Origin of the sequence: Aeromonas sp. NJAU223, from assembly GCF_051125555.1 — a bacterium.
Classification (GTDB): domain Bacteria; phylum Pseudomonadota; class Gammaproteobacteria; order Enterobacterales; family Aeromonadaceae; genus Aeromonas; species Aeromonas veronii_G.
The window spans coordinates 4297321-4318962 of the sequence record NZ_CP144204.1 but is presented as its reverse complement, the minus strand read 5'-3'; the positions used below and the strand labels follow the sequence as shown (position 1 = coordinate 4318962).

Here is a 21642-nt window from a genome sequence, read left to right as displayed (position 1 = left end):
GCATCAGCCGGCGGGAATAAAACGGTAACGGGTTTGGTGGTGATAACGCTGGCCCGGCAGCAGCCAGGGATCCCCCAGCGCCGGGCGATTCGGGCTGTCCGGCAACTGCTGCGCCTCCAGGCAGAAGCCGGCGTGATCCCCGTAGCCCCGGCCGGTGCGATCCGGTGTGTTGGCGAGCCAGTTGCCGCTGTAGAACTGCAAGGAGGGCTGATTGGTATAGACCTCCATCGCCAGCTGCCGATCGGCGGAACGCACGCGGGCCGCCCAGGTCTGCCCGGACTTGCCCTGCTGCTCCGCCCCATGCAGCAGATAGGCGTGATCGTACCCCTTGGCCTGCATCTGCTGGGCATGGCTCAGCCAGGCCTGGCCGATAGGGCGCTCGGCGCGCAGATCGAAGGGGCCCTCCACCGGGGTGATGGCCAGCGGCAACCCGCTGGCATCGGTGGGCAGGAAGCTGTTCGCCCGCAGGGTGATGGCATGCTGACGCACATCCCCAGCGGGGCTGTCCCCATCCAGGTTGAAATAGGCGTGGCTGGTGAGGCTGACCGGGGTGGGGGCATCGCTCTTGGCCTCGAAATCGATCACCAGATCCTGCCCCTCCAGCCGATAGGTCAGCGTGACCCGCAGCTGACCGGGGAAGCCCTGATCCCCCGCCGGAGAGACCAGGCTCAGGCTGATGCTGTCGCTGGTCTGCCGAACCCGCTGCCAGCGGCGGCGATGAAAGCCATCGCGGCCGCCGTGCAGGCAGTGGGGGGGCTGGTTGGCATCCAGCTGCCAATGTTGACCGTTTCGGGTCAGTTCGGCGCCGCCGATGCGGTTGGCAAAGCGCCCCGCCACCGCCCCCAGCCACACCTGCTGGGCGGGGTAATCCTCGTCGGCGCAGCCGAGCAGCACCTCTCGTCGCTCTCCCCCCACCAGCAGGCTGAGGGAGGTCAGGGTCGCGCCGAAGTCGAGGCCGCGCAGGCGCAGCCCCGTCTCGTTCTCCAGTTCGAAGGGGATCAGGGGGTCGTGCGCCTGTCTGGCCTGGGTCATAGCCTGCCCGCCCCGGCCTTGGCGCTGCAGACATAGCAATCGGCCTTGAGACCGAAGCGGGCCGGGTATTCGGACTCGACCCTGGCGATCACGGCGTCCACCTGTTCCGGGCGCAGCAGGGCGACGATGCAGCCGCCAAAGCCACCCCCCGTCATGCGCACGCCGCCCTCAGTGCCGATCTGGGCCTTGATGATCTCCACCAGACCGTCGATGGGGGGCACGGTTATCTCGAAGTCGTCCCGCATGGCGGCGTGGGACTCGGCCATCAGTTCGCCGAGGCGCACCAGATCGCCGCTCGCCAGGGCATCGGCGGCGGCCAGGGTGCGACCATTCTCGCCCACCACGTGGCGGGCGCGGCGATAGCTGGTCTCATCGAGCCCCTCCTTGCCTGCTTCCAGCGCGGCCAGATCCAGGTCGCGCAGCGCCTTGACCCCGTAGTGGCGGGCGGCGTGCTCGCACTGCTGGCGGCGGGTGTTGTATTCGCTGTCCACCAGGCCGCGACGCACGTTGGAGTTGACGATGAGCACCGCCAGGTTGGTTGGCATGGGGATGAGGCGGGTTTCCAGGGATCGGCAATCCAGCAGCAGGGCGTGATCCACCTCGCCGCTGGCGGAGATCATCTGATCCATGATGCCGCAGTTGCAGCCGACGAACTGGTTCTCCGCCTGCTGGCCGTTGAGGGCGATCTCGGCCTGACTGATGTCGAGCCCCAGCGCCTCCTTGAAGGCCTGGCCGATGGCCACTTCCAGGGAGGCGGACGAAGAGAGCCCCGTGCCCTGGGGCACGTTGCCGGAGACCACCAGGTTGAGGCCGCGCAAGGCATGACCGCGCGCCTGCAGGTATTTCACCACGCCGCGGATATAGTCGCTCCAGCGCTGATCCGGGTGGTGGGTGATGGCTTCATCCAGGTTGAACAGGTCGCGCTGGTTGCCGTAGTCGGCGGCGATCACATGGACCAGGTGGTCATCGCGCAGGCCGATGGCGACGCAGGTCTCGTAGTCGATGGCGCAGGGCAGCACGAAGCCGTCGTTGTAGTCGGTGTGCTCGCCGATGAGGTTGACGCGGCCGGGGGCGCGCACCAGCAGATCGGGCTGGCGTTCAAACTGTTCTGCGAAGACGGCGCTGACGCGTTGGCTGGGGGTCATGGGGTCACCTCATTGGCTTGCTGCTTGTAATGAATGGGGGAGAGCGCGCGCAGCCGCTCTGCGGCCTGTTCCGGCGTCAGGTCTCGCTGGGTTTCCGCCAGCATCTCGAAGCCCACCATGAACTTGCGCACGGTGGCGGAGCGCAGCAGGGGCGGGTAGAAGTGGGCGTGCAGCTGCCAGGCCTCGGGGCTATCCGTGTTCGGCGGGGCGAAGTGCCAGCCCATGGAGTAGGGGAAGCTGCACTCGAACAGGTTGTCGTAACGGCTGGTGAGCTCCTTGAGCGCCACCGCCAGATCCTGTTGCTGGGCCGGGGTGAGGTCCAGCATGGAGGGCACATGGGCCTTGGGCAGCAACAGGGTCTCGAATGGCCAGGCCGCCCAGAAGGGCACTACCGCCAGCCAATGTTCCGTCTCCACCACGATGCGCGAACGATCCGCCAGCTCCCGCTGCACATAGTCGACCAGCAGCGGGCTGCCGTGCTCGGCCAGCCAGGCGCGCTGATTCGCCTCCTCACGGGCTATTTCGTTGGGCAGGAAGTCGCTGCCCCACAGCTGACCGTGGGGATGCGGGTTGGAGCAGCCCATGACGGCGCCCTTGTTTTCGAACACCTGCACCCATTCCCACTGCCGGGACAGCTCGGCCACCTGGCTCATCCAGGTGGTGATCACCGCCTCGATGGCGGGCAGAGACAGTTCCGGGAGTGTCTTGCCATGATCCGGCGAGAAGCAGATGACCCGGCTGGTGCCGCGGGCGGCTTCCAGCTTGAGCAGGGGATCCTGTTCGGTGGCGGCGGCCGGGGTGTCCTGCATCAGGGCGGCGAAGTCGTTGGTGAAGACGAAGGTGTCCCGATAGTCGGGGTTCTGGTCGCCGGAGACGCGCTTGTTGCCCGCGCAGAGGAAGCAATCGGGATCGTGGGCCTGGCTCGGCGTCTGGCTTATCTTCTCGATCTGACCCTGCCAGGGGCGCTTGGCCCTGTGGGGGGAGACCAGCACATACTGGCCGGTCAACGGGTTGAAACGACGGTGGGGGTGATCAATCGGGTTGAACATCATCACTCCAGATAATGAGGTAAGAGAACATCGTGGGGAGCAGGCCTGGGCCTACTCTTCGTAACCGTTCGGGTTGGCGGACTGCCAGCGCCAGCTGTCGGCACACATGGCCGCGAGATCCCGGCTGGCACGCCAGCCCAGCTCGCGCTCGGCCTTGGCCGGATCGGCCCAGCATTCGGCGATATCCCCCGGGCGTCTTGGCTCGATGCGATAAGGCAGGGGACGACCGCTGGCCGCCTCGAAGGCCGCCACCATCTGCAACACGCTCTGCCCCTGGCCGGTCCCCAGATTGTAGGTATGGACGCCACCCCGACCCGCACAGTGATGCAACGCCTTGACGTGTCCTTCGGCGAGATCCATCACGTGGATGTAGTCGCGTACCCCGGTGCCGTCCGGGGTGTTGTAATCGTTTCCAAATATGGAGAGGTACTCGCGGCGACCGATGGCGACCTGGGTCAGGAAGGGCATCAGATTGTTCGGTACGCCCTGGGGATCTTCCCCCATGGTGCCGGATTCATGGGCGCCGACCGGGTTGAAGTAACGCAGCAGCGTCATGCTCCACTGGGACTCGGCGGCCTGCAGATCCTCAAGGATCTCCTCGATGATCAGCTTGGATCGCCCGTAGGGATTGGTGGCGCTGCGGGGGAAGGCTTCCCGGATGGGAGTGCTGGCCGGATCGCCGTAGACGGTGGCCGACGAGCTGAACACCAGATTGTGGACGCCAGCCTGCTTCATGGCCTGCAGCAGGCAGAGGGTGCCGGCGAGGTTGTTCTGGTAGTAGGCGAGGGGAATGCGGGTGGACTCGCCGACGGCCTTGAGAGCGGCGAAGTGGATGACGGCGGTTATCTCCTGCTCGCTGAAGATGCGGGTCAGCAGGGCCTCGTCGCGGATGTCTCCCTCGTAAAACAAGGGCTCCTGGCCGCTGATGGCGGCGATCCTGGCCAAGACGGCTCGCTTGCTGTTGCAGAGGTTGTCCACCACCACCGGCTCCATGCCGGCGGCCTGCAAGGCGAGACAGGTGTGGCTGCCGATATAGCCGCAACCGCCGGTGACCAACACTTTTATCCTCTTCTCCACGTCTGTGCTCCCTACTTGAACAGTCTGAGCAGGAGTCTAGCCGAGGGCTTCATTCCCAAACTGTGAGCGGGGTAACATATTTATGTAAACGATTACACTGATGATGGTGGGCAAAACCTGGGTCATCTCGGTTTTTCCCCTGTTATCAGTGGGATTGCTCGGTATAATGGCCCCGTCTTGCACAGTGAAATAAGTGAAAACAGCATGAGTACCATCAAGGATGTCGCCCGTTTGGCCAATGTTTCGGTGGCAACGGTTTCACGGGTGATGAACAACTCACCCAAGGCCAGTGCCGCCTCCCGCGAGGTGGTCCAGAAAGCCATGGCCGAGCTGGGTTATACCCCCAACGCCAACGCTCGGGCCCTGGTCAGCCAGACCTGCGATACCATGGGGGTAGTGGTGGGTGACGTGGCCGATCCCTTCTTCGGTGCCCTGGTCAAGGGGGTCGCCGGGGTGGCGGTGGAACAGGGGCTACACCTCCTGATGGGTAATGGTTTTCACAAGGCGGAGCCGGAACGGGCCGCCATCGAGCTGTTGATCGGCAAGCGCTGCGACGCGCTGGTGGTCCACAGCAAGGCGCTGAGCGATGAGGAGTTGATCGATTATGCCCAGCGCTCCCCCGGCATGGTGCTGATCAACCGCGACATTCCGGCGCTGAAGGGGCGCTGCATCTCCCTCAACAACCGCCAGGGGGCGGCGACCGCCACCCGCCATCTGCTGGATCTGGGACACCGTCATATCGCCTTCGTCAGCTCGGATCACGCCATCGAGGATGCCATCTTGCGCCATCAGGGCTACCAGGATGCCCTGCTGGAGGCGGGTATCTCGGTGGATCCCGAACTGGTGGAAAATGGCGTGCCAAACGAGGAAGGGGGCGAGCGGGCCATGCTCAACCTGCTGGCCAAGGGACTGCCCATCACGGCCGTGGTGGCCTACAACGATGCCATGGCGGCGGGAGCCATCTCGGTGCTGGCGGACAACGGCCTCAAGGTGCCGGAAGAGGTCTCCGTGGTCGGTTTCGATGACATCATCTATGCCAGATACCTGAGACCCAAGCTCTCTACCATGCGCTACCCCATCGAGCTGATGGCGGCCCAGGCGGCCAAGCTGGCTCTGCAACTGGCAGCCGGAGAGAGCGAGGCGGTGGCGAGCCGCGTCTACACGCCGACCCTGATCAACCGCCACTCGGTCGCCCCGGTCAGGCTCTGACCCCGGTGTGACAGGGTGCACGCTGGTCGATAGGGTCGTCCCTGCACGGTATATCGTGGATCCATCTCCATCTGCTGACTCCGGCCAGCCTCTGACCTAGCCGCTCGTCAGAAGGCGCGAGATCGGCAGCATCTGCGGCTGCACGAGACATCACAGATCAATCACCACCCGATGGAGCGGTCAGACGCTGATCTCCCCTCTCGCCAGCAGACACAGGACTGGCAATATCTGCGTCTGCACGACTCGCGGATCAATCCCCATCCGGTGACCCTGACCAGGCCTGACCCCGGTGTGGCAGGGTTATGTGGCTGCTGGCATAAATCATCCCTGCATGTTCACCCCTGACCCACAACCCCGGTGATATCGGCCAGACACTGAGCTTGTCTCTTGCAGGAAGGCGGGCGGGGTTATCCCCTGCGCCCCATGCCCAGACTCGCACCATGCTTCGGGTTGCACCGGGGTGACGGTGCTGCTCCCTCTCTCTACTTCAGGCTCTCTTTCACCCCCTGTTTCCCTCCTTTTCATCCGTCATCGGTTATCTCATGACGCAGATCTGGTTTTTACTTATCTTTAATCGTTTTTACCTCGTTTTACTTAACATTCACCGTGTAATCGTTTACACCCGTGTGAGCGGGATCGCCGTTTCCCAAATCAAACTCTCCTACACTGCAGACGTTTTCATAGATACGACTCAATGCAGGGAGAGATAAGGATGCTCAGGGAGATCTTGGCCCGTCAGGATTGGCAAACCCAGGCGATCACATCCGTCAACCGGTTGCCTGCCCACACCCCCTTGTCCAGCTGGCGCAGCGAGGCGGATGCCCGAGCCGGGCTCCCGTCCCCTTCGCGCCTGCTGCTGGATGGTGACTGGCAGTTCTCCTTCTTCGATGCCCCCGAGCGGGTGCCGTCGGAGTGGCTCGAACAGGATCTGGCGGATGCCACCACGGTGCAGGTTCCCGGCAACTGGCAGTTGCAGGGCTTCGATCGCCCCATCTACACCAACATCAAGTATCCCTTCCCCTGCGATCCCCCCAGGGTGCCTGCGCAAAACCCCACCGGCTGCTACTCCCGCACCTTCAGCCTGCCCGCCGACTGGCTGGCCAGCGGTCAGGTCCGCATCACGTTTGATGGGGTGGACAGCGCCTTCTATCTGTTCTGCAACGGCCGCTGGGTCGGTTACTCCCAGGACAGCCGCCTGCCCGCCGAATTCGATCTGACCCCCTTCCTGCAGGCCGGTCAGAACCGGCTGGCAGCCCTGGTACTGCGCTGGTCCGATGGCTCCTACCTCGAAGATCAGGACATGTGGCGCATGAGTGGCATCTTCCGCTCCGTCGCACTGCTGCATAAACCGGAACGCCAGCTGATGGACGTGCGGCTGACCCCGGTGCTGGATGCCTGTTACCGGGATGCCCGCCTCAAGCTGGAGGTGCAGGCGAGTGCCGGCGCCGGCCTTCTGGTGGAGGCGACCCTCTACTTCGGCGACGCCCTGGTGGTGAGCAAGCGCCAACCCCTCGGCACGGCACCCATCGACGAGAAGGGGGCCTTTGAGGACAGGAGCGAGCTGTGGCTGGAGGTGCCCGCCCCCCACAAGTGGAGCGCCGAGACCCCCCATCTCTACCGGCTGACCCTGGCCCTGCTGGACGAGCAGGGTGAGTGCATCGAGTGCGAGGCCTATGACGTGGGCTTTCGGGCGGTGGAGATCCGTGGCGGCCTGCTGCGGGTCAACGGCCAGCCCCTGCTCATTCGCGGCGCCAACCGCCACGAGCACGATCCGGCCCTCGGCCACGTGGTGACCCCCGCCGCCATGGAGCTGGATCTGCGGCTGATGAAGCAGAACAACTTCAATGCGGTGCGCTGCTCCCACTATCCCAACCACCCGGAATTCTATCGGCTGTGCGACAGGCTCGGCCTCTACGTGGTGGACGAGGCGAATCTGGAGACCCATGGCATGACCCCCATGGGGCGGCTGGCGCGAGACCCCGCCTGGAGCGGCGCCTTCCTCGAGCGGGTGACCCGCATGGTGGCGCGCGACTTCAACCATCCCAGCATCATCATCTGGTCGCTCGGCAATGAATCCGGCTATGGCCCCGCCCACGACGCCATGTATCAGTGGGTCAAGGGGAGTGACCCGAGCCGCCCGGTCCAGTACGAGGGGGGCGGCGCCGATACCCCGGCCACCGACATCATCTGCCCCATGTATGCCCGTACCCATCAGGATCAACCCTTCCCGGCGGTGCCCAAGTGGGCGCTGGCCAAGTGGATAGGCCTGCCCGGCGAGACCCGGCCGCTGATCCTGTGCGAGTACGCCCATGCCATGGGCAACAGCCTGGGAGGCTATGCCGAGTATTGGCAGGCGTTTCGCACCCATCCGCGTCTGCAGGGCGGTTTCGTCTGGGATTGGGTGGATCAGGGGCTCGACAAGCTGACCGATGACGGCCGCCATTTCTGGGCCTATGGCGGCGATTTTGGCGACACCCCCAACGACCGCCAGTTCTGCTGCAACGGGCTGCTGTTCCCGGACAGAAGTCCCCATCCCTCCCTGGCCGAGGCCAAGCGGGCCCAGCAGCTGTTCGAGCTGAGACTGGTGAGCCAGCAGCCATTGGTGGTGGAGGTGGTGAGCGACTATCTGTTCCGTGCCACGGACAACGAGCGGCTGCACTGGCAACTGCGAGAGGATGGCCGCGTACTGCAGGAAGGTGAATGCCCACTCAGCCTGGCTCCCCAGACTGGCGCGGCGCTGACCCTGCTGGCATCGCTGCCGGCCTTTGCCCCGGGGAGCCTGGTCTCGCTGGACCTGGCCATAGTGCAGCCCGCGGCCACGGCCTGGGCCGAGGCGGGCCACGAGGTGGCTCGTCAGCAGTTTATTCTGCCATCTCCCCTGGCATTGCCAGTGGCATTCCACAGCACGGCTTTGCTTGAGCAGCCGGATCATTGGCTTGCCGCCGCCGCAGGCAGTGAATGGCAACTGGACAAGGTGAGCGGCCGTATCCGCAACTGGCGCAAGCAGGGGCGGGAGCAGTTGAAGGAGGCCATCGCCGATCACTTCTACCGGGCGCCGCTCGACAACGACATCGGCACCAGCGAGGCGGATCACGCGGACCCCAACGCCTGGATTGCCCGCTGGCAGGAGGCTGGCCTTAACGGGCTGCAACACCGCTGCCTCGGCATGACGGCGAGCCCGGAGCAGGGGGTGATTGTGGTCACCCACGGTTATTTCGCCGATGACAGCCTGAAACTGCTGACCCGCTGGCGCCACGCCTTCTCAGCCGATGGGGCCATGCAGCTCGCCATCGAGGTGGAGGTTGCCCCTGGCATGCCTTCTCTGCCCCGGATCGGCGCCAGGCTCTGGCTGGTGGACGAGGTGATGACGGCAACGGATGGGGTGAGCTGGCTGGGACGCGGCCCCCATGAGAACTACCCGGACCGGCTGCTCGCCGCCGATCAGGGCCGCTGGCAACAGCCGCTCGATGGGCTGCACACCCCCTATGTATTCCCGACCGACAACGGGCTGCGCTGCGACACCCGCCAACTGCAGCTGGGGGATATCGACATCCAGGGCCGCTTCCATTTCAGCCTCAGTCGCTACAGCCAGCAGCAACTCGCCCTGGCCCGTCACCAGACCGATCTGGTGGCCGAAGGGGGATTGCACCTCTGCCTCGATGGCTTCCACATGGGGATCGGTGGGGATGACTCCTGGAGCCAGAGCGTGCGACCGGAATATTGGCTGCGGCCGGGGAGCTACTATTGGAACTGTGTTCTACGCTGAGTCTGGCCCGCCAGAATAGGCGATAAGCGTCACTAGAGCCCCGTTGGCTTGTATTTCATTGATTTTTAAGCATTTCATGTCTATGTAACAGAGTGTAAACGTTTTCATTTTGTTGTCAGGATCACAGAACATTGGACAACAAATTGATTACATTAGGCTGGCGCCAGCTCAGATGGTGTACAGCATTCCCTACAAAAACAGATATAGAGATCGGAGCATAACAATGAAAAAACTCACGACAGTCGCCACCCTGCTGATGGGACTGATGGCGGGAGCCCAAGCCCAGGCTGATACCCGTATCGGGGTCACCGTCTACAAATATGACGACAACTTCATGGCCGTTGTGCGCAAGGCCATCGAGAAGGAAGCGACAGCCAACCCGGATGTTGAGCTGTTGATGAATGACTCCCAGAACGACCAGTCCAAGCAGAATGACCAGATCGACGTGCTGTTGGCCAAGGGCGTGAAAGCGCTGGCGATCAACCTGGTCGACCCGGCGGCGGCCTCTGTCGTGATCGAGAAGGCGCGTGCCGACGAGATCCCCGTGGTGTTCTACAACAAGGAACCGAGCGCGGCGGACATGGCCAGCTATGACAAGGCCTACTACGTGGGTACCGACTCCAAGGAGTCAGGCATCATCCAGGGCCAGCTGATCGCCAAGCACTGGAAGGCACACCCCGAGTGGGATCTGAACAAGGATGGCGTCATCCAGTTCGTGCTGCTCAAGGGCGAGCCGGGCCACCCGGATGCGGAAGCCCGCACCACCTATGTCGTCAAGACCCTGAATGACGGCGGCATCAAGACCCAGCAGCTGCACATGGATACCGGTATGTGGGATACCGCCATGGCGAAAGACAAGATGGACGCCTGGATCTCCGGCCCGAACGCCAACAAGATCGAAGTGGTCATCGCCAACAACGACGGCATGGCGATGGGTGCTGTTGAATCCCTGAAAGCCCAGGGCAAGAGTGCCATTCCGGTGTTCGGCGTCGATGCCCTGCCGGAAGCCCTGGCCATGGTCAAGAGCGGCGCCATGGCGGGGACCGTGCTGAACGATGCGGCCAACCAGGCCAAGGCGACCTTCGACCTGGTCAAGAACCTGGCGGAAGGCAAGCCGGCCGGTGAAGGCACCAACTGGAAGATCGACAACAAGATTGTGCGTGTTCCTTACGTGGGCGTGGATAAAGACAATCTGTCCCAGTTCGAGTAATTCCCTCCTCCCGGGCAAGGGTCACCCCCTTGCCCTTCGTTTCAACCAGATGTGATGGCTGATATGACAACACGGCAACAATCAGAATGGCTGTTGGAGATGATTGACGTCAGTAAGAGTTTCCCTGGCGTCAAGGCACTCGATAAAGTCAATTTACGGGTCCGTCCTCATTCTGTGCATGCGTTGATGGGCGAGAATGGCGCGGGGAAATCCACGCTGCTCAAGTGCTTGTTCGGCATCTACGAGAAGGATGAGGGCAAGATCTTCTTCAAGGGGGAGGAGATCAACTTCACCTCTTCCAAGGAGGCGCTGGAGAACGGCGTTTCCATGGTGCACCAGGAGCTGAACCTGGTGTTGCAGCGCACCGTGATGGACAACATGTGGCTCGGCCGCTACCCCACCAAGGGCTGGTTCATCGATCACGGCAAGATGTATGAAGAGACCAAGCAGATCTTCGACGAGCTGGACATCGACATCGATCCGCGGGTCAAGGTCGGCACCCTGTCCGTCTCCCAGATGCAGATGATCGAGATCGCCAAGGCGTTCTCCTACGACGCCAAGATCGTCATCATGGATGAGCCCACCTCCTCCCTGACCGAGAAAGAGGTCAATCACCTCTTCAAGATCATCAACAAACTCAAGGAGAAGGGCTGCGGCATCGTCTACATCTCCCACAAGATGGAAGAGATCTTCCAGCTGTGTGACGAGATCACCATATTGCGGGATGGGCAATGGGTAGCGACTCAGCCGCTCAAGGGCATGACCATGGATCAGATCATCGGCATGATGGTCGGCCGTGAGCTCACCCAGCGCTTCCCGGAGAAAACCAACCAGCCGAAGGAGGTGATCCTCGAGGTCGAACACCTGACGGCGAAGAACCAACCCTCCATTCAGGACGTGACCTTCAACCTGCACAAGGGGGAGATCCTCGGCATCGCCGGACTGGTGGGGGCCAAGCGTACCGACATCGTCGAGACCCTGTTCGGCATCCGCGATCGCAGCGAGGGCACCATCAAGCTGCACGGCAAAGCGGTGGCGAACCATAATGCCCACGAGGCGATCCAGAACGGTTTCGCCCTGGTGACCGAGGAGCGTCGCTCCACCGGCATCTATTCGCGTCTCGACATCGCCTTCAATTCCCTGATCGCCAACATGGACAGCTACAAGAGCTCCATGGGGCTGCTCAGCGACAACAAGATGAAGAGCGATACCCAGTGGGTCATCGACTCCATGCGGGTCAAGACCCCGACCCAGCAGACCCAGATAGGCTCCCTGTCCGGCGGCAACCAGCAGAAGGTCATCATAGGCCGCTGGCTGCTGACCCAGCCCGAGATCCTGATGCTGGACGAACCGACCCGCGGTATCGACGTGGGGGCCAAGTTCGAGATCTATCAGCTGATCCTGGAGCTGGCCAAGAAGGACAAGGGGATCGTCATCATCTCGTCCGAGATGCCCGAATTGCTGGGGATCACGGACAGGATCATGGTCATGAGCAATGGCCGGGTCGCGGGGATCGTCAACACCAAAGAAACTGACCAGAGCGAGATCCTGCGCCTGGCATCTCTGTACCTATAAGACAGGAAGGCATTTATGGAGTCGGCTAAAAATTTCAATCTGATGCAGGCGCTCAAAGAGAACGGCATCTATGTGGTGTTGCTGGTGTTGCTCATGGTCATCGTGATCAAGGAACCCTCCTTCCTGAGCCTCACCAACCTCAGCAACATCCTGACCCAGTCCTCGGTGCGGGTCATCATCGCCCTCGGGGTGGCAGGCATTATCATCACCCAGGGGACGGATCTGTCGGCTGGCCGTCAGGTCGGTCTGGCAGCGCTGATTGCGGCGACCATGCTGCAGGCCACAACCAACATCAACAAGGTGTTCCCAAGCCTGGGAGAAATCCCCATCCCGGCGGTGATCCTGCTGGTCTGCGTCGTGGGTGCGGTGATTGGTCTCATCAACGGCCTGATCGTGGCCTATCTGAACGTGACCCCCTTCATCACCACCCTGGGGACCATGATCATCGTCTACGGCATCAACTCCCTCTATTTCGACTCCGTGGGTGCCTCGCCGGTAGCGGGTTTTGATCCCCGTTTCTCCAGCTTTGCGCAGGGTTTTATACGGATAGGGGGCTTTAAACTATCGTATCTGACCTTCTATGCGGCCATAGCCAGTATCTTCGTCTGGGTTCTGTGGAACAAGACTCGCTTTGGCAAGAACATCTTCGCCATCGGCGGCAACCCGGAAGCCGCCAAGGTCTCCGGCGTCAACGTGGCCGTCAACCTGGTGATGATCTATGCCCTGGCCGGTATCTTCTACGCCTTCGGCGGCATGCTGGAAGCGGGCCGGGTCGGCAGTGCCACCAACAACCTTGGCTTCATGTATGAACTCGATGCCATCGCGGCCTGTGTGGTGGGCGGGGTATCGTTTGCCGGTGGTGTGGGTACGGTGGCCGGGGTCATCACCGGTGTGCTCATCTTTACCCTGATCAACTACGGTCTGACCTACATCGGGGTCAGCCCCTACTGGCAGTTCATCATCAAGGGCGGCATCATCATACTGGCGGTGGCGCTGGATTCCATGAAGTACGCCAAGAAGAAGTAAGCATTGCGAAGAGGGCTGGAGCAATTCCAGCCCTCTTTATTTGGAGGGATCCATCCCATGCCGTTCAAAGTCAAAATCAACGTCCTGCTGCTGCTCGCCATCCTGGCCACCATCGGTACCGCCTGGCTCAGCGTCAATCACTTCATCAGCAACTACATCCGCACCCAGGCCACCCAGAACATCAACGAGCAGATCACCCTGGTCAAGGAGAAGCTGGCGGGAGACATCAACCAGCGAGTGCTGCTGGCGGCTAACCTCAACCTCGGGGTCACCAGCGTCAAGAAGGCCCTGCAGGAGACCGGCTTCCACAACATCGTCAAGCTGGTGGGAGACATGGCGTTCGACGTGAACGGGGTCATTGACGACAGCGCCAGGGTGGAGGCCCTGCGCAAGCTCATCCCCGCCGCCAACAACCAGATCACCGTGAGCCCGCTGGAGCAGCTCGACGGCAAGCCGGTCATCTCCATCCTGGTGCCCAGGGGGGCGGATTCGGCCTACCTCTATTACCTAGACATGAGCGAATTCAAGCACCTGCTTGAGAAGGTGAGCGGGGAGGGGCGCTACTTCTCCCTGACCGACAGCCAGGGCAACGTGCTCCTTGACGGCAAGCCAAAGGGGGAGAGTGAGGCGCGCCCCAATCAGCTCGATATCCGGGGCAGTCAGTGGACCCTGACCGGCTACGTGGATCTGGACCATATCCAGGCCATGACCCAGGCCCTCAACGGCAAGATCACCATGGCCCTGCTCGGGGTGGCAGTCCTGGTGCTGATTATTTCCGTGGTGGCGCTCAATCTGGCCTACCGCCCCATCCTCTCCCTGCGGGATCTGGTGCAGGAGCTATCCCAGGGCAGCGGGGATCTGACTCGCCGCCTGGCGGTGACCAGCAAGGATGATCTGGGCCAGATCTCCGCCGGCATCAACCGCTTCATCGAGCGGCTGCAGGAGATGATGGGAGAGGTGAGCAAGGCTAGCGGCCAGCTCAACGAGGGGATCTCGGATCTCGCCAGGCAGACGGGCTCGGCCCAGGGGTTGCTGGCGGAACATGTGCGCGAGACGGAACTGGTGGTCACCGCCATCAACGAGATGAGCCGTACCGCCATCTCGGTATCGGAGAGTGCGGCCAGCACGGCCCAGCTGACCGGTCAGAGCCAGCAGCTGGCGAGTGAGTCACGACTGGTGGTGGACAGAGCCATGAGCAGCGTGACCGCGCTGGTGGCGGAGGTCGAGACCACCGCCAGCTCCATCGCCGCCATGCAGCAGGATGTGCAGCAGATAGGGTCCATCCTCGGGGTCATCGGCGGTATTGCCGAGCAGACCAACCTGCTGGCCCTCAACGCGGCCATCGAAGCGGCCCGGGCCGGGGAGCAGGGACGCGGATTCGCCGTGGTGGCTGACGAGGTGCGCTCTCTCGCCGGGCGCACCCAGCAGAGCACCGCCGAAATCCAGACCATGCTGAGCCGGCTGCAGCGCGGCACCCAGACGGTGGTGGAGGCCATGGGCAACACCCGCCAGAGCTGTCAGGATGCGGCGCAGAATACCAACAAGGTGAATGCCTCCCTGGACGCCATGGCGGGAGAGGTGGTGGAGATCAACGATCTCATCAGCCATATCGCCACGGCGGCCGAGGAACAGAGCGCGGTGGCGGAGGAGATCAATCGCAACATGAGCGCCATTGCCGAGGTGATCACTCAGCTCAAGGGTAACGGCGAGCGGACGGTGGACAGTTCGGCGTCCATGCAGCGCACCTATGACAGGCTGAGGGAGATAGTGGGGCACTTTCGCCTGCAATGAGCGGCAGACATGACCGCTGGCAGTGAGGTTTTATCGGTGAGGCATTGAGAGGCTGGTCGGGGTTGCCCCGGCCGGCATATCGGAAAAACCAGAAAACGGGCAAAAAAGATGGGGGCGACTTGCGTCGCCCCCGATAGTCTTATCGCTCATGTCCTTGAACGAAGTTGCTCCCTGCAATCCCTGACTATACCTCTTCCTTTAGGTTTCCCCTTCCCAATCCTTTGGGGTGTCCTTTAGCCATCATGGCCTGACGAGTCATCCATTCCCGTCGCACTTTCTCCGTCCTGGGAGGTGTCCTTTACCACATCCTGTGGTGAGTCCATTTGCCCAACCCTGGCAGCCAATCGTCCTGATCGACTTCATTGCGTCCGTGCAGGAGTAACTATAAGGATTTCGCGGGGGACGACAACGGCATGCTGAAAAACGTTTTTACCCAACTCGTTTCCCAGGAAACCAAGAAAGACTTATATCTTTATTTATCAATGAATTATTTTTTTTATGGCAGGTTTTTCGATCCATTATTCCGACTATGGCGGGATCTTGTTGGGAGTCTAACTTACGCATGCAATGGCGAATGTCTCACACGCCATTTAACTGGGGTTCAGGAACCTGACAAATGGCGGAGTCGTTTGCGAAGGAGAGCCAGAACGCCAGCCATCTGACCCGAGTCACGGCACCATGCCATTCCTCCCAAGGGGCACCCGGTTACCCTTCCCGGAAGAGGAAACCATCTTGCAATGAATGGTGACACGGAGAGGGCTAGAGACTTGCCCATCAACGACGGTGAGCGGGAAACGCTGATCTCGGTGCCTGTGGCGGGCTCTGATGGTCTGGATGAATGAAGGGATAAGCAGGGAATGATGGTGCTCGCGGGGAGCTGGCCAAGAGGAGGAAGAAACCTCCCCTTGGGCTCAGGGGTTAATAGTGCTGGCTGCCGCCATGCCATTGGCACACATATTCGGGTACCAGCATCTGGGGAGCCTGGCCGACATGACAGACCACCAGGGGAATGGCGGGAGCGCCCTGGGCGCTGACCAGAGTCGGGGTGGCGGGCAGGACCAGGGCGATGAGCAGAAACAGCGATTTGATCTTCATGGATATCTCCTTGGTGACAGGACTCGGTGTGATCTGAATCACTTTTTGAGTTAAGTCGAGGTGGGGGACGCCGCAAGGAGGGACGATAAATTCAACTAATGAAAAAAGTTTAAAATCGGGTCGCCATCATCGGGTTGAAAAAAGCACCGTTCGGATGCGAACAAAATGCATATCCATATAAATGACATAGGACGAGTCTTGTCATTTGGGGTGCTGGGAAGGCGGCTTGGCGTCATTGCCATGATCTTGGACAAGAAACTGATTATGCACGCTCGGTAATGCGAGTGACTATTTATGTGGAGGCCAGGCGGGATTTTTTTGGCGATCCATTCACTCTTCAGCATAGAAAATTCAATTCATCTGTAATTTGTTTTTATCTGATTGATTTTGCTCTGTATTTATTATCTACCATATCCCTTTGTAGATATTTCACGTGAATGAAAACGGTCTCTAATTGAAATAAACAAGGTGTTTTTTGCTTATCGATTCGGATGGGGTGAATGGCTAAATGCCAGTTATGTAAACTCCATCAAAAATTAACTCATGGTTTTATTCAGTTCGGATTGAATGTGATCAATGTCTAAGTTTGCAGTGGTTTGCAGGCCTAATCTCTGCGTCGAAAGGCAAGGGCAGGATAGAACACAAGCTGAGTACCCTACATAAAGAATATCCCGCCTTAGCCACGAGCCAGAATAGAAGGAATCTATTCAATCACTCGCAGGGACCACTGCTAGACGGAATATAATCATGAGCAAATTTTATGTAGGTTCTGAAGTTGGCCAATTGCGCCGTGTCATGCTGCACCGCCCCAACCTCAGTCTGAAGCGTCTGACCCCTTCCAACTGTCAGGATCTGCTGTTCGATGACGTCCTGTCCGTGGAACGCGCCGGCCAGGAGCACGACAAATTCGCTCAAGTGCTGCGCGATCAGAATGTCGAAGTCTTCCTACTGACCAATCTGCTGGCCGAAACCCTGGATGTGCCGGAAGCCAAAGCCTGGCTGCTGCAAAACCAGGTCTCCGATTATCGCCTCGGCACCGCACTGGCCAACGACGTGCGCTGCTTCCTGGCCGACATGCCGCACCGCGAGCTGGCTCGCATCCTCTCCGGCGGCCTGACCTACTCCGAGATGCCCTACAGCGGCGTCAACATGGTCGTGGGCATGCACGCTCCGACCGACTTCATCATCGAGCCACTGCCCAACCACCTCTTCACCCGTGACACCTCCTGCTGGGTCTACGGTGGCGTCTCCATCAACCCCATGGCCAAGGCCGCCCGTCGCCGCGAAACCAACCATGTGAAGGCCATCTACCGCTGGCACCCGCAGTTCGCCGGTCAGGACTTCATCAAGTACTTCGGTGACGAAGAGCGTGACTACGACAACTCCACCATCGAAGGGGGCGACGTCCTGGTCATCGGTCGTGGCGCCGTGCTCATCGGCATGTCCGAGCGCACCACGCCGCAGGGTGTCGAACACCTGGCCCGCGGCCTGTTCAAGCACGGCCAGGCGAAGCAGGTCATCGCCATGCAACTGCCGAAACACCGCAGCTGCATGCACCTGGACACCGTCATGACCCACATGGACATAGACACCTTCTCCGTCTATCCGGAAGTCATCCGCAAGGATGTGAACTGCTGGAGCCTGACCCCGGGCGGCGCCACCGGCATGAGCATCAAGGAAGAAGGCTACTTCGTGACCGCCATCGAGAAGGCGCTGGGTGTGGATCAGCTGAAACTCATCACCACCGGCGGCGACACCTTCGAGGCCGAGCGCGAGCAGTGGAACGACGCCAACAACGTGCTGACCGTGCGTCCTGGCGTGGTCGTGGGTTACGAGCGCAATACCTACACCAACGAGAAATACGACAAGGCCGGCATCACTGTGCTGCCCATCCCGGGTGAAGAGCTGGGACGTGGCCGCGGCGGCGCCCGCTGCATGAGCTGCCCGATGGAACGTGACGGCATCTAACCGACGGCGTGGCGCCGGCGGAGGCTGGCGCCACACAGACTCACTTTCGAGATCAATATCATGAAAAAACCAACTGTCGTCGTCGCCCTGGGTGGCAATGCCTTGCTCCGCCGCGGTGAGCCCCTTGAAGCGGACATCCAGCGCAAGAACATCGCCACCGCCGCCAAGACCATCGCCCGCATCGCCGAGGATTACAACGTGGTGCTGGTGCACGGCAACGGCCCGCAAGTCGGTCTGCTGGCCCTGCAAAACAGCGCCTATACCAAGGTTTCTCCCTATCCCCTGGATGTGCTGGGCGCCGAGTCCCAGGGCATGATCGGCTACATGCTGATCCAGGAGCTGAAGAACCTGATGCCGAGCCGCAACGTCACCGCGCTGCTGACCCAGGTGCAGGTTGATCCCAAGGATCCTGCCTTCGCCAACCCGACCAAGTTTATCGGTCCCGTCTACGAAGAGGCGGAAGCCCGCGCCCTGGCTGCCGAGAAGCAGTGGAGCGTCAAGGCCGACGGCAAGTTCTTCCGCCGCGTGGTGCCATCCCCGCTGCCCCAGCGCATCGTCGAAGGCGACGCCATCGAAACCTTGATCGCCCAGGGCCATCTCATCATCTGTACCGGTGGTGGTGGCATTCCGGTGACCTGGGATGGCCAGAGCCTGACCGGCATCGAAGCCGTCATCGACAAGGACATGTCTGCCGCCTACCTGGCCAAGCAGATCAAGGCCGACGCCCTGCTGATCCTGACCGACGCCGATGCCGTCTACCTGGATTGGGGCAAGCCGACCCAGCGTCCGCTGCGGATCACCAGCCCGGACGAGCTGGCTGGCGTCAAGTTCGATGCCGGTTCCATGGGGCCCAAGGTCGAAGCGTCCTGCGAATTCGTCAAGGCGACCGGAGGCATGGTCGGGATCGGTTCCCTGGAAGATGGCCTGGCCATCCTGAGGGGCGAAGCCGGCACCAATATCGTCGCCACCAATACCGTGAATGCCTGAGTCGTTGAATCACTGCGTAGTCAATAACACTGCCCACATTGGTCTGAACAAATATAGAGAGAACTCATCATGGCTTTTAATCTGCGTAACCGTAACTTCCTGAAACTGCTGGACTTCACCCCGCGCGAAATCCAATACATGATCGATCTCGCCATCGACCTGAAGAAGGCCAAATACGGTGGCTATGAGCGCAAGCACCTCACCGGCAAGAACATCGCCCTGATCTTCGAGAAGACCTCCACCCGCACCCGTTGCGCGTTTGAAGTCGCGGCCTTCGACCAGGGGGCACAAGTCTCCTACCTCGGCCCAAGCGGTTCCCAGATTGGTCACAAGGAGTCCATGAAGGATACCGCCCGCGTCCTCGGTCGCATGTATGACGGCATCGAGTACCGTGGCTTCGGTCAGGAGATCGTGGAAGAGCTGGGTGCCCATGCCGGTGTGCCGGTCTGGAACGGCCTGACCAACGAATTCCACCCGACCCAGATCCTGGCCGACTTCATGACCATGCTGGAGCACGGCAAGGGCAAGCGTCTGGACCAGATCAAGTTCGCCTACCTGGGTGACGCTCGCAACAACATGGGCAACTCCCTGATGGTCGGTGCCGCCAAGATGGGCATGGACATCCGTCTGGTTGCGCCCAAGGCCTTCTGGCCGGAAGAAGAGCTGGTCGCCCAGTGCCGCCAGATCGCCGAAGAGACCGGTGCCCGCATCCACCTGACCGAAGAGGTGAAAGAGGGCGTGCTGGGTGCCGACTTCCTCTACACCGACGTCTGGGTCTCCATGGGTGAAGCGAAAGAAGCCTGGGATCAGCGCGTCAAACTGATGACCCCCTATCAGGTCAACATGGACGTCATCAACGCCACCAAGAACCCGGATGTGAAGTTCATGCACTGCCTGCCGGCGTTCCACAACGACGAGACCACCATGGGCAAGGAAGTGGCCGACAAATACGGCATGAAGGGTCTGGAAGTGACCGAGGACGTGTTCGAATCCGAACACAGCATCGTATTCGACGAGGCCGAAAACCGGATGCACACCATCAAGGCAGTGATGGTTGCTACGCTGGGCGACTAAGGTCGCAGTAGTGGTGCCGGGGGGTGACCCCCGGCTTTTCGACCATGTGACAGCGGCACAATACCTCTAACCCTACACCCGCAGATTGCATGGATACCACACCCACAGAAGGAAGCTGGACCATGACCAAATTCAAGTTCCCGTCAGCCTACACGATACTGTTTGTGCTGATCGCCCTGGTGGCCGCCCTGAGCTGGATAGTCCCGGCGGGCAAATATGACATGACCATGAACGAATCCCTCGGCAAGGAAGTACCGGTAGCCGGTACCTACAAGCTGGTGGATGCCAATCCCCAGGGGATCGTCGACGTGCTGCTGGCACCCATCGACGGCCTCTACAACCACGATACCTATGAGGCTGGCGCCATCGACGTCTCCCTCTTCATCCTGATCATCGGTGGCTTCCTTGGCATAGTGACCAAGACGGGTGCCATCGATGCCGGTATCGAGCGCGTCACCGATCGTCTGCGTGGCCGCGAGGAGTGGATGATCCCCATCCTGATGGCGCTGTTCGCCGCAGGGGGCACCATCTACGGCATGGCGGAAGAGTCCCTGCCGTTCTACACCCTGCTGGTACCGGTGATGATGGCCGCCCGTTTCGACCCCGTGGTCGCCGCCGCCACCGTCTTGCTCGGCGCCGGGATCGGCACCCTGGGCTCCACCATCAACCCGTTTGCCACCGTGATTGCCGCCAACGCGGCGGGCATCTCCTTCACCGACGGCATCTGGCTGCGTGTCGCCATGCTGGTGGCCGGTTGGCTGCTGTGCGTGGCCTATGTGATGCGCTACGCCAAGATGGTACGCAACGATCCGAGCAAGTCCCTGGTGGCTGACAAGTGGGAAGAGAACCGTGCCCACTTCCTCGGCAACCGCAGCGACGAGATGCTGGAGTTCACCCTGACCCGCAAGATCGTGCTGGGCATCTTCGTTGCCGCCTTCGCCGTGATGATCTACGGGGTGGCCGTGCTCGGCTGGTGGATGGCGCAGATCTCCGGCGTCTTCCTGGCTGCCGCCATCATCGTCGGCGTGATCTCCCGCATGAGCGAGGAGGAGCTGACCTCCAACTTCATCGACGGTGCCCGTGACCTGCTCGGCGTGGCCCTCATCATCGGTATCGCCCGCGGTATCGTGGTGGTGATGGACAACGGCATGATCACCCACACCATCTTGCACAGTGCGGAAGGCATCGTGACCGGCCTCTCCACCGTGGTGTTCATCAACGTGATGTTTGTGCTGGAAGTGGTGCTCTCCTTCCTGGTGCCGTCCTCCTCCGGTCTGGCGGTGCTGACCATGCCGATCATGGCGCCGCTCGCCGACTTCGCCAACGTGGGTCGCGAGCTGGTAGTGACGGCCTACCAGTCTGCCTCCGGCCTGGTGAACCTGGTGACCCCGACCTCTGCCGTGGTCATGGGTGGCCTGGCAATTGCCAAGGTGCCCTATGTGCGCTGGCTGAAGTGGGTAGCCCCGCTGCTCGGCATCCTGACCGTGCTGATCGTGGTCTGCCTGAGCCTGGGTGCCATGTTGGCCTGATGGGACATACGCTAAACAACGGGAGCCACTGGCTCCCGTTTTTTTATTGCGGCTGGGGAAGGTCATGCCGGCCGGAGAGTCGGTTCGAAAGCCGGCAGGCGTGCGGTTG

15 protein-coding genes are annotated in these 21642 nt (G+C 61.2%); 10 read left to right on the top strand and 5 right to left on the bottom strand.

Features of this window, described 5'->3' with window-relative positions:
• Positions 1-3 precede the first annotated feature (3 nt).
• From galM to galE, 4 genes are read right to left on the bottom strand one after another with little or no spacing between them, the layout of a single operon-like run.
• Positions 4-1032, bottom strand: coding sequence for a galactose-1-epimerase (gene galM, locus VZC39_RS19890; protein WP_434664661.1), 1029 nt, complete (start codon positions 1030-1032; stop codon positions 4-6).
• Positions 1029-2177, bottom strand: coding sequence for a galactokinase (gene galK / locus VZC39_RS19885; protein ID WP_349920198.1), 1149 nt, complete (start codon positions 2175-2177; stop codon positions 1029-1031). Before galK ends, galM begins: the two co-directional genes overlap by 4 nt.
• On the bottom strand, positions 2174-3226 hold the full coding sequence (locus VZC39_RS19880) for a UDP-glucose--hexose-1-phosphate uridylyltransferase (RefSeq protein WP_434664659.1): 1053 nt from the start codon (positions 3224-3226) through the stop codon (positions 2174-2176). Before VZC39_RS19880 ends, galK begins: the two co-directional genes overlap by 4 nt.
• A 51-nt stretch (positions 3227-3277) precedes the next feature.
• Positions 3278-4291: a UDP-glucose 4-epimerase GalE gene (galE, locus tag VZC39_RS19875; protein ID WP_434668524.1), complete on the bottom strand. Its 1014-nt coding sequence runs from the start codon at positions 4289-4291 to the stop codon at positions 3278-3280.
• 216 nt (positions 4292-4507) lie between these two features.
• On the opposite strand from galE, the gene VZC39_RS19870 reads away from it, so the two are divergent.
• The 6 genes from VZC39_RS19870 to VZC39_RS19845 all read left to right on the top strand — a co-directional run bounded on the left by VZC39_RS19870 (position 4508) and on the right by VZC39_RS19845 (position 14880).
• Positions 4508-5512 (top strand): substrate-binding domain-containing protein, encoded by a 1005-nt coding sequence (locus tag VZC39_RS19870; protein ID WP_349920195.1) that lies wholly within the window; start codon positions 4508-4510, stop codon positions 5510-5512.
• A 712-nt stretch (positions 5513-6224) separates the two neighbouring features.
• Positions 6225-9278, top strand: a complete 3054-nt coding sequence (locus VZC39_RS19865; protein WP_434664658.1) for a beta-galactosidase — start codon at positions 6225-6227, stop codon at positions 9276-9278.
• Between the two features lie 223 nt (positions 9279-9501).
• A complete protein-coding gene (gene mglB / locus VZC39_RS19860) occupies positions 9502-10488 on the top strand; it encodes a galactose/glucose ABC transporter substrate-binding protein MglB (protein WP_349920193.1) in 987 nt (328 codons plus the stop codon).
• A gap of 54 nt (positions 10489-10542) precedes the next feature.
• Positions 10543-12063, top strand: coding sequence for a galactose/methyl galactoside ABC transporter ATP-binding protein MglA (gene mglA, locus VZC39_RS19855; protein WP_349920192.1), 1521 nt, complete (start codon positions 10543-10545; stop codon positions 12061-12063).
• Positions 12064-12078: 15 nt separating this feature from the next.
• A complete protein-coding gene (gene mglC / locus VZC39_RS19850; protein ID WP_349920191.1) occupies positions 12079-13089 on the top strand; it encodes a galactose/methyl galactoside ABC transporter permease MglC in 1011 nt (336 codons plus the stop codon).
• A gap of 57 nt (positions 13090-13146) precedes the next feature.
• Positions 13147-14880 (top strand): methyl-accepting chemotaxis protein, encoded by a 1734-nt coding sequence (locus VZC39_RS19845; protein ID WP_434664655.1) that lies wholly within the window; start codon positions 13147-13149, stop codon positions 14878-14880.
• Positions 14881-15798: 918 nt separating this feature from the next.
• Here the strand turns inward: VZC39_RS19845 and VZC39_RS19840 are convergent.
• On the bottom strand, positions 15799-15975 hold the full coding sequence (locus VZC39_RS19840; RefSeq protein ID WP_349920189.1) for a hypothetical protein: 177 nt from the start codon (positions 15973-15975) through the stop codon (positions 15799-15801).
• 747 nt (positions 15976-16722) lie between these two features.
• On the opposite strand from VZC39_RS19840, the gene arcA reads away from it, so the two are divergent.
• From arcA to VZC39_RS19820, 4 genes are all read left to right on the top strand, one after another.
• Positions 16723-17943 (top strand): arginine deiminase, encoded by a 1221-nt coding sequence (arcA, locus tag VZC39_RS19835; RefSeq protein WP_434664653.1) that lies wholly within the window; start codon positions 16723-16725, stop codon positions 17941-17943.
• 60 nt (positions 17944-18003) lie between these two features.
• A complete protein-coding gene (locus tag VZC39_RS19830) occupies positions 18004-18930 on the top strand; it encodes a carbamate kinase (RefSeq protein ID WP_349920187.1) in 927 nt (308 codons plus the stop codon).
• Between the two features lie 69 nt (positions 18931-18999).
• A complete protein-coding gene (gene argF / locus VZC39_RS19825; protein ID WP_434664651.1) occupies positions 19000-20004 on the top strand; it encodes an ornithine carbamoyltransferase in 1005 nt (334 codons plus the stop codon).
• A 122-nt stretch (positions 20005-20126) separates the two neighbouring features.
• Positions 20127-21533 (top strand): YfcC family protein, encoded by a 1407-nt coding sequence (locus tag VZC39_RS19820; RefSeq protein ID WP_434664649.1) that lies wholly within the window; start codon positions 20127-20129, stop codon positions 21531-21533.
• Positions 21534-21642 lie beyond the last annotated feature (109 nt).

What these genes read in the sequence shown, in the direction of transcription:
- argF (WP_434664651.1), top strand. Translation starts at nt 19,000, where the DNA reads ATGGCTTTTAATCTGCGTAACCGTAACTTCCTGAAACTGCTGGACTTC.
- mglA (WP_349920192.1), top strand. Translation starts at nt 10,543, where the DNA reads ATGGCTGATATGACAACACGGCAACAATCAGAATGGCTGTTGGAGATG.
- VZC39_RS19865 (WP_434664658.1), top strand. Translation starts at nt 6,225, where the DNA reads ATGCTCAGGGAGATCTTGGCCCGTCAGGATTGGCAAACCCAGGCGATC.
- VZC39_RS19840 (WP_349920189.1), bottom strand. Translation starts at nt 15,975, where the DNA reads ATGAAGATCAAATCGCTGTTTCTGCTCATCGCCCTGGTCCTGCCCGCC.
- VZC39_RS19880 (WP_434664659.1), bottom strand. Translation starts at nt 3,226, where the DNA reads ATGTTCAACCCGATTGATCACCCCCACCGTCGTTTCAACCCGTTGACC.
- VZC39_RS19830 (WP_349920187.1), top strand. Translation starts at nt 18,004, where the DNA reads ATGAAAAAACCAACTGTCGTCGTCGCCCTGGGTGGCAATGCCTTGCTC.
- VZC39_RS19820 (WP_434664649.1), top strand. Translation starts at nt 20,127, where the DNA reads ATGACCAAATTCAAGTTCCCGTCAGCCTACACGATACTGTTTGTGCTG.
- VZC39_RS19845 (WP_434664655.1), top strand. Translation starts at nt 13,147, where the DNA reads ATGCCGTTCAAAGTCAAAATCAACGTCCTGCTGCTGCTCGCCATCCTG.
- mglC (WP_349920191.1), top strand. Translation starts at nt 12,079, where the DNA reads ATGGAGTCGGCTAAAAATTTCAATCTGATGCAGGCGCTCAAAGAGAAC.
- mglB (WP_349920193.1), top strand. Translation starts at nt 9,502, where the DNA reads ATGAAAAAACTCACGACAGTCGCCACCCTGCTGATGGGACTGATGGCG.
- galM (WP_434664661.1), bottom strand. Translation starts at nt 1,032, where the DNA reads ATGACCCAGGCCAGACAGGCGCACGACCCCCTGATCCCCTTCGAACTG.
- VZC39_RS19870 (WP_349920195.1), top strand. Translation starts at nt 4,508, where the DNA reads ATGAGTACCATCAAGGATGTCGCCCGTTTGGCCAATGTTTCGGTGGCA.
- galK (WP_349920198.1), bottom strand. Translation starts at nt 2,177, where the DNA reads ATGACCCCCAGCCAACGCGTCAGCGCCGTCTTCGCAGAACAGTTTGAA.
- arcA (WP_434664653.1), top strand. Translation starts at nt 16,723, where the DNA reads ATGAGCAAATTTTATGTAGGTTCTGAAGTTGGCCAATTGCGCCGTGTC.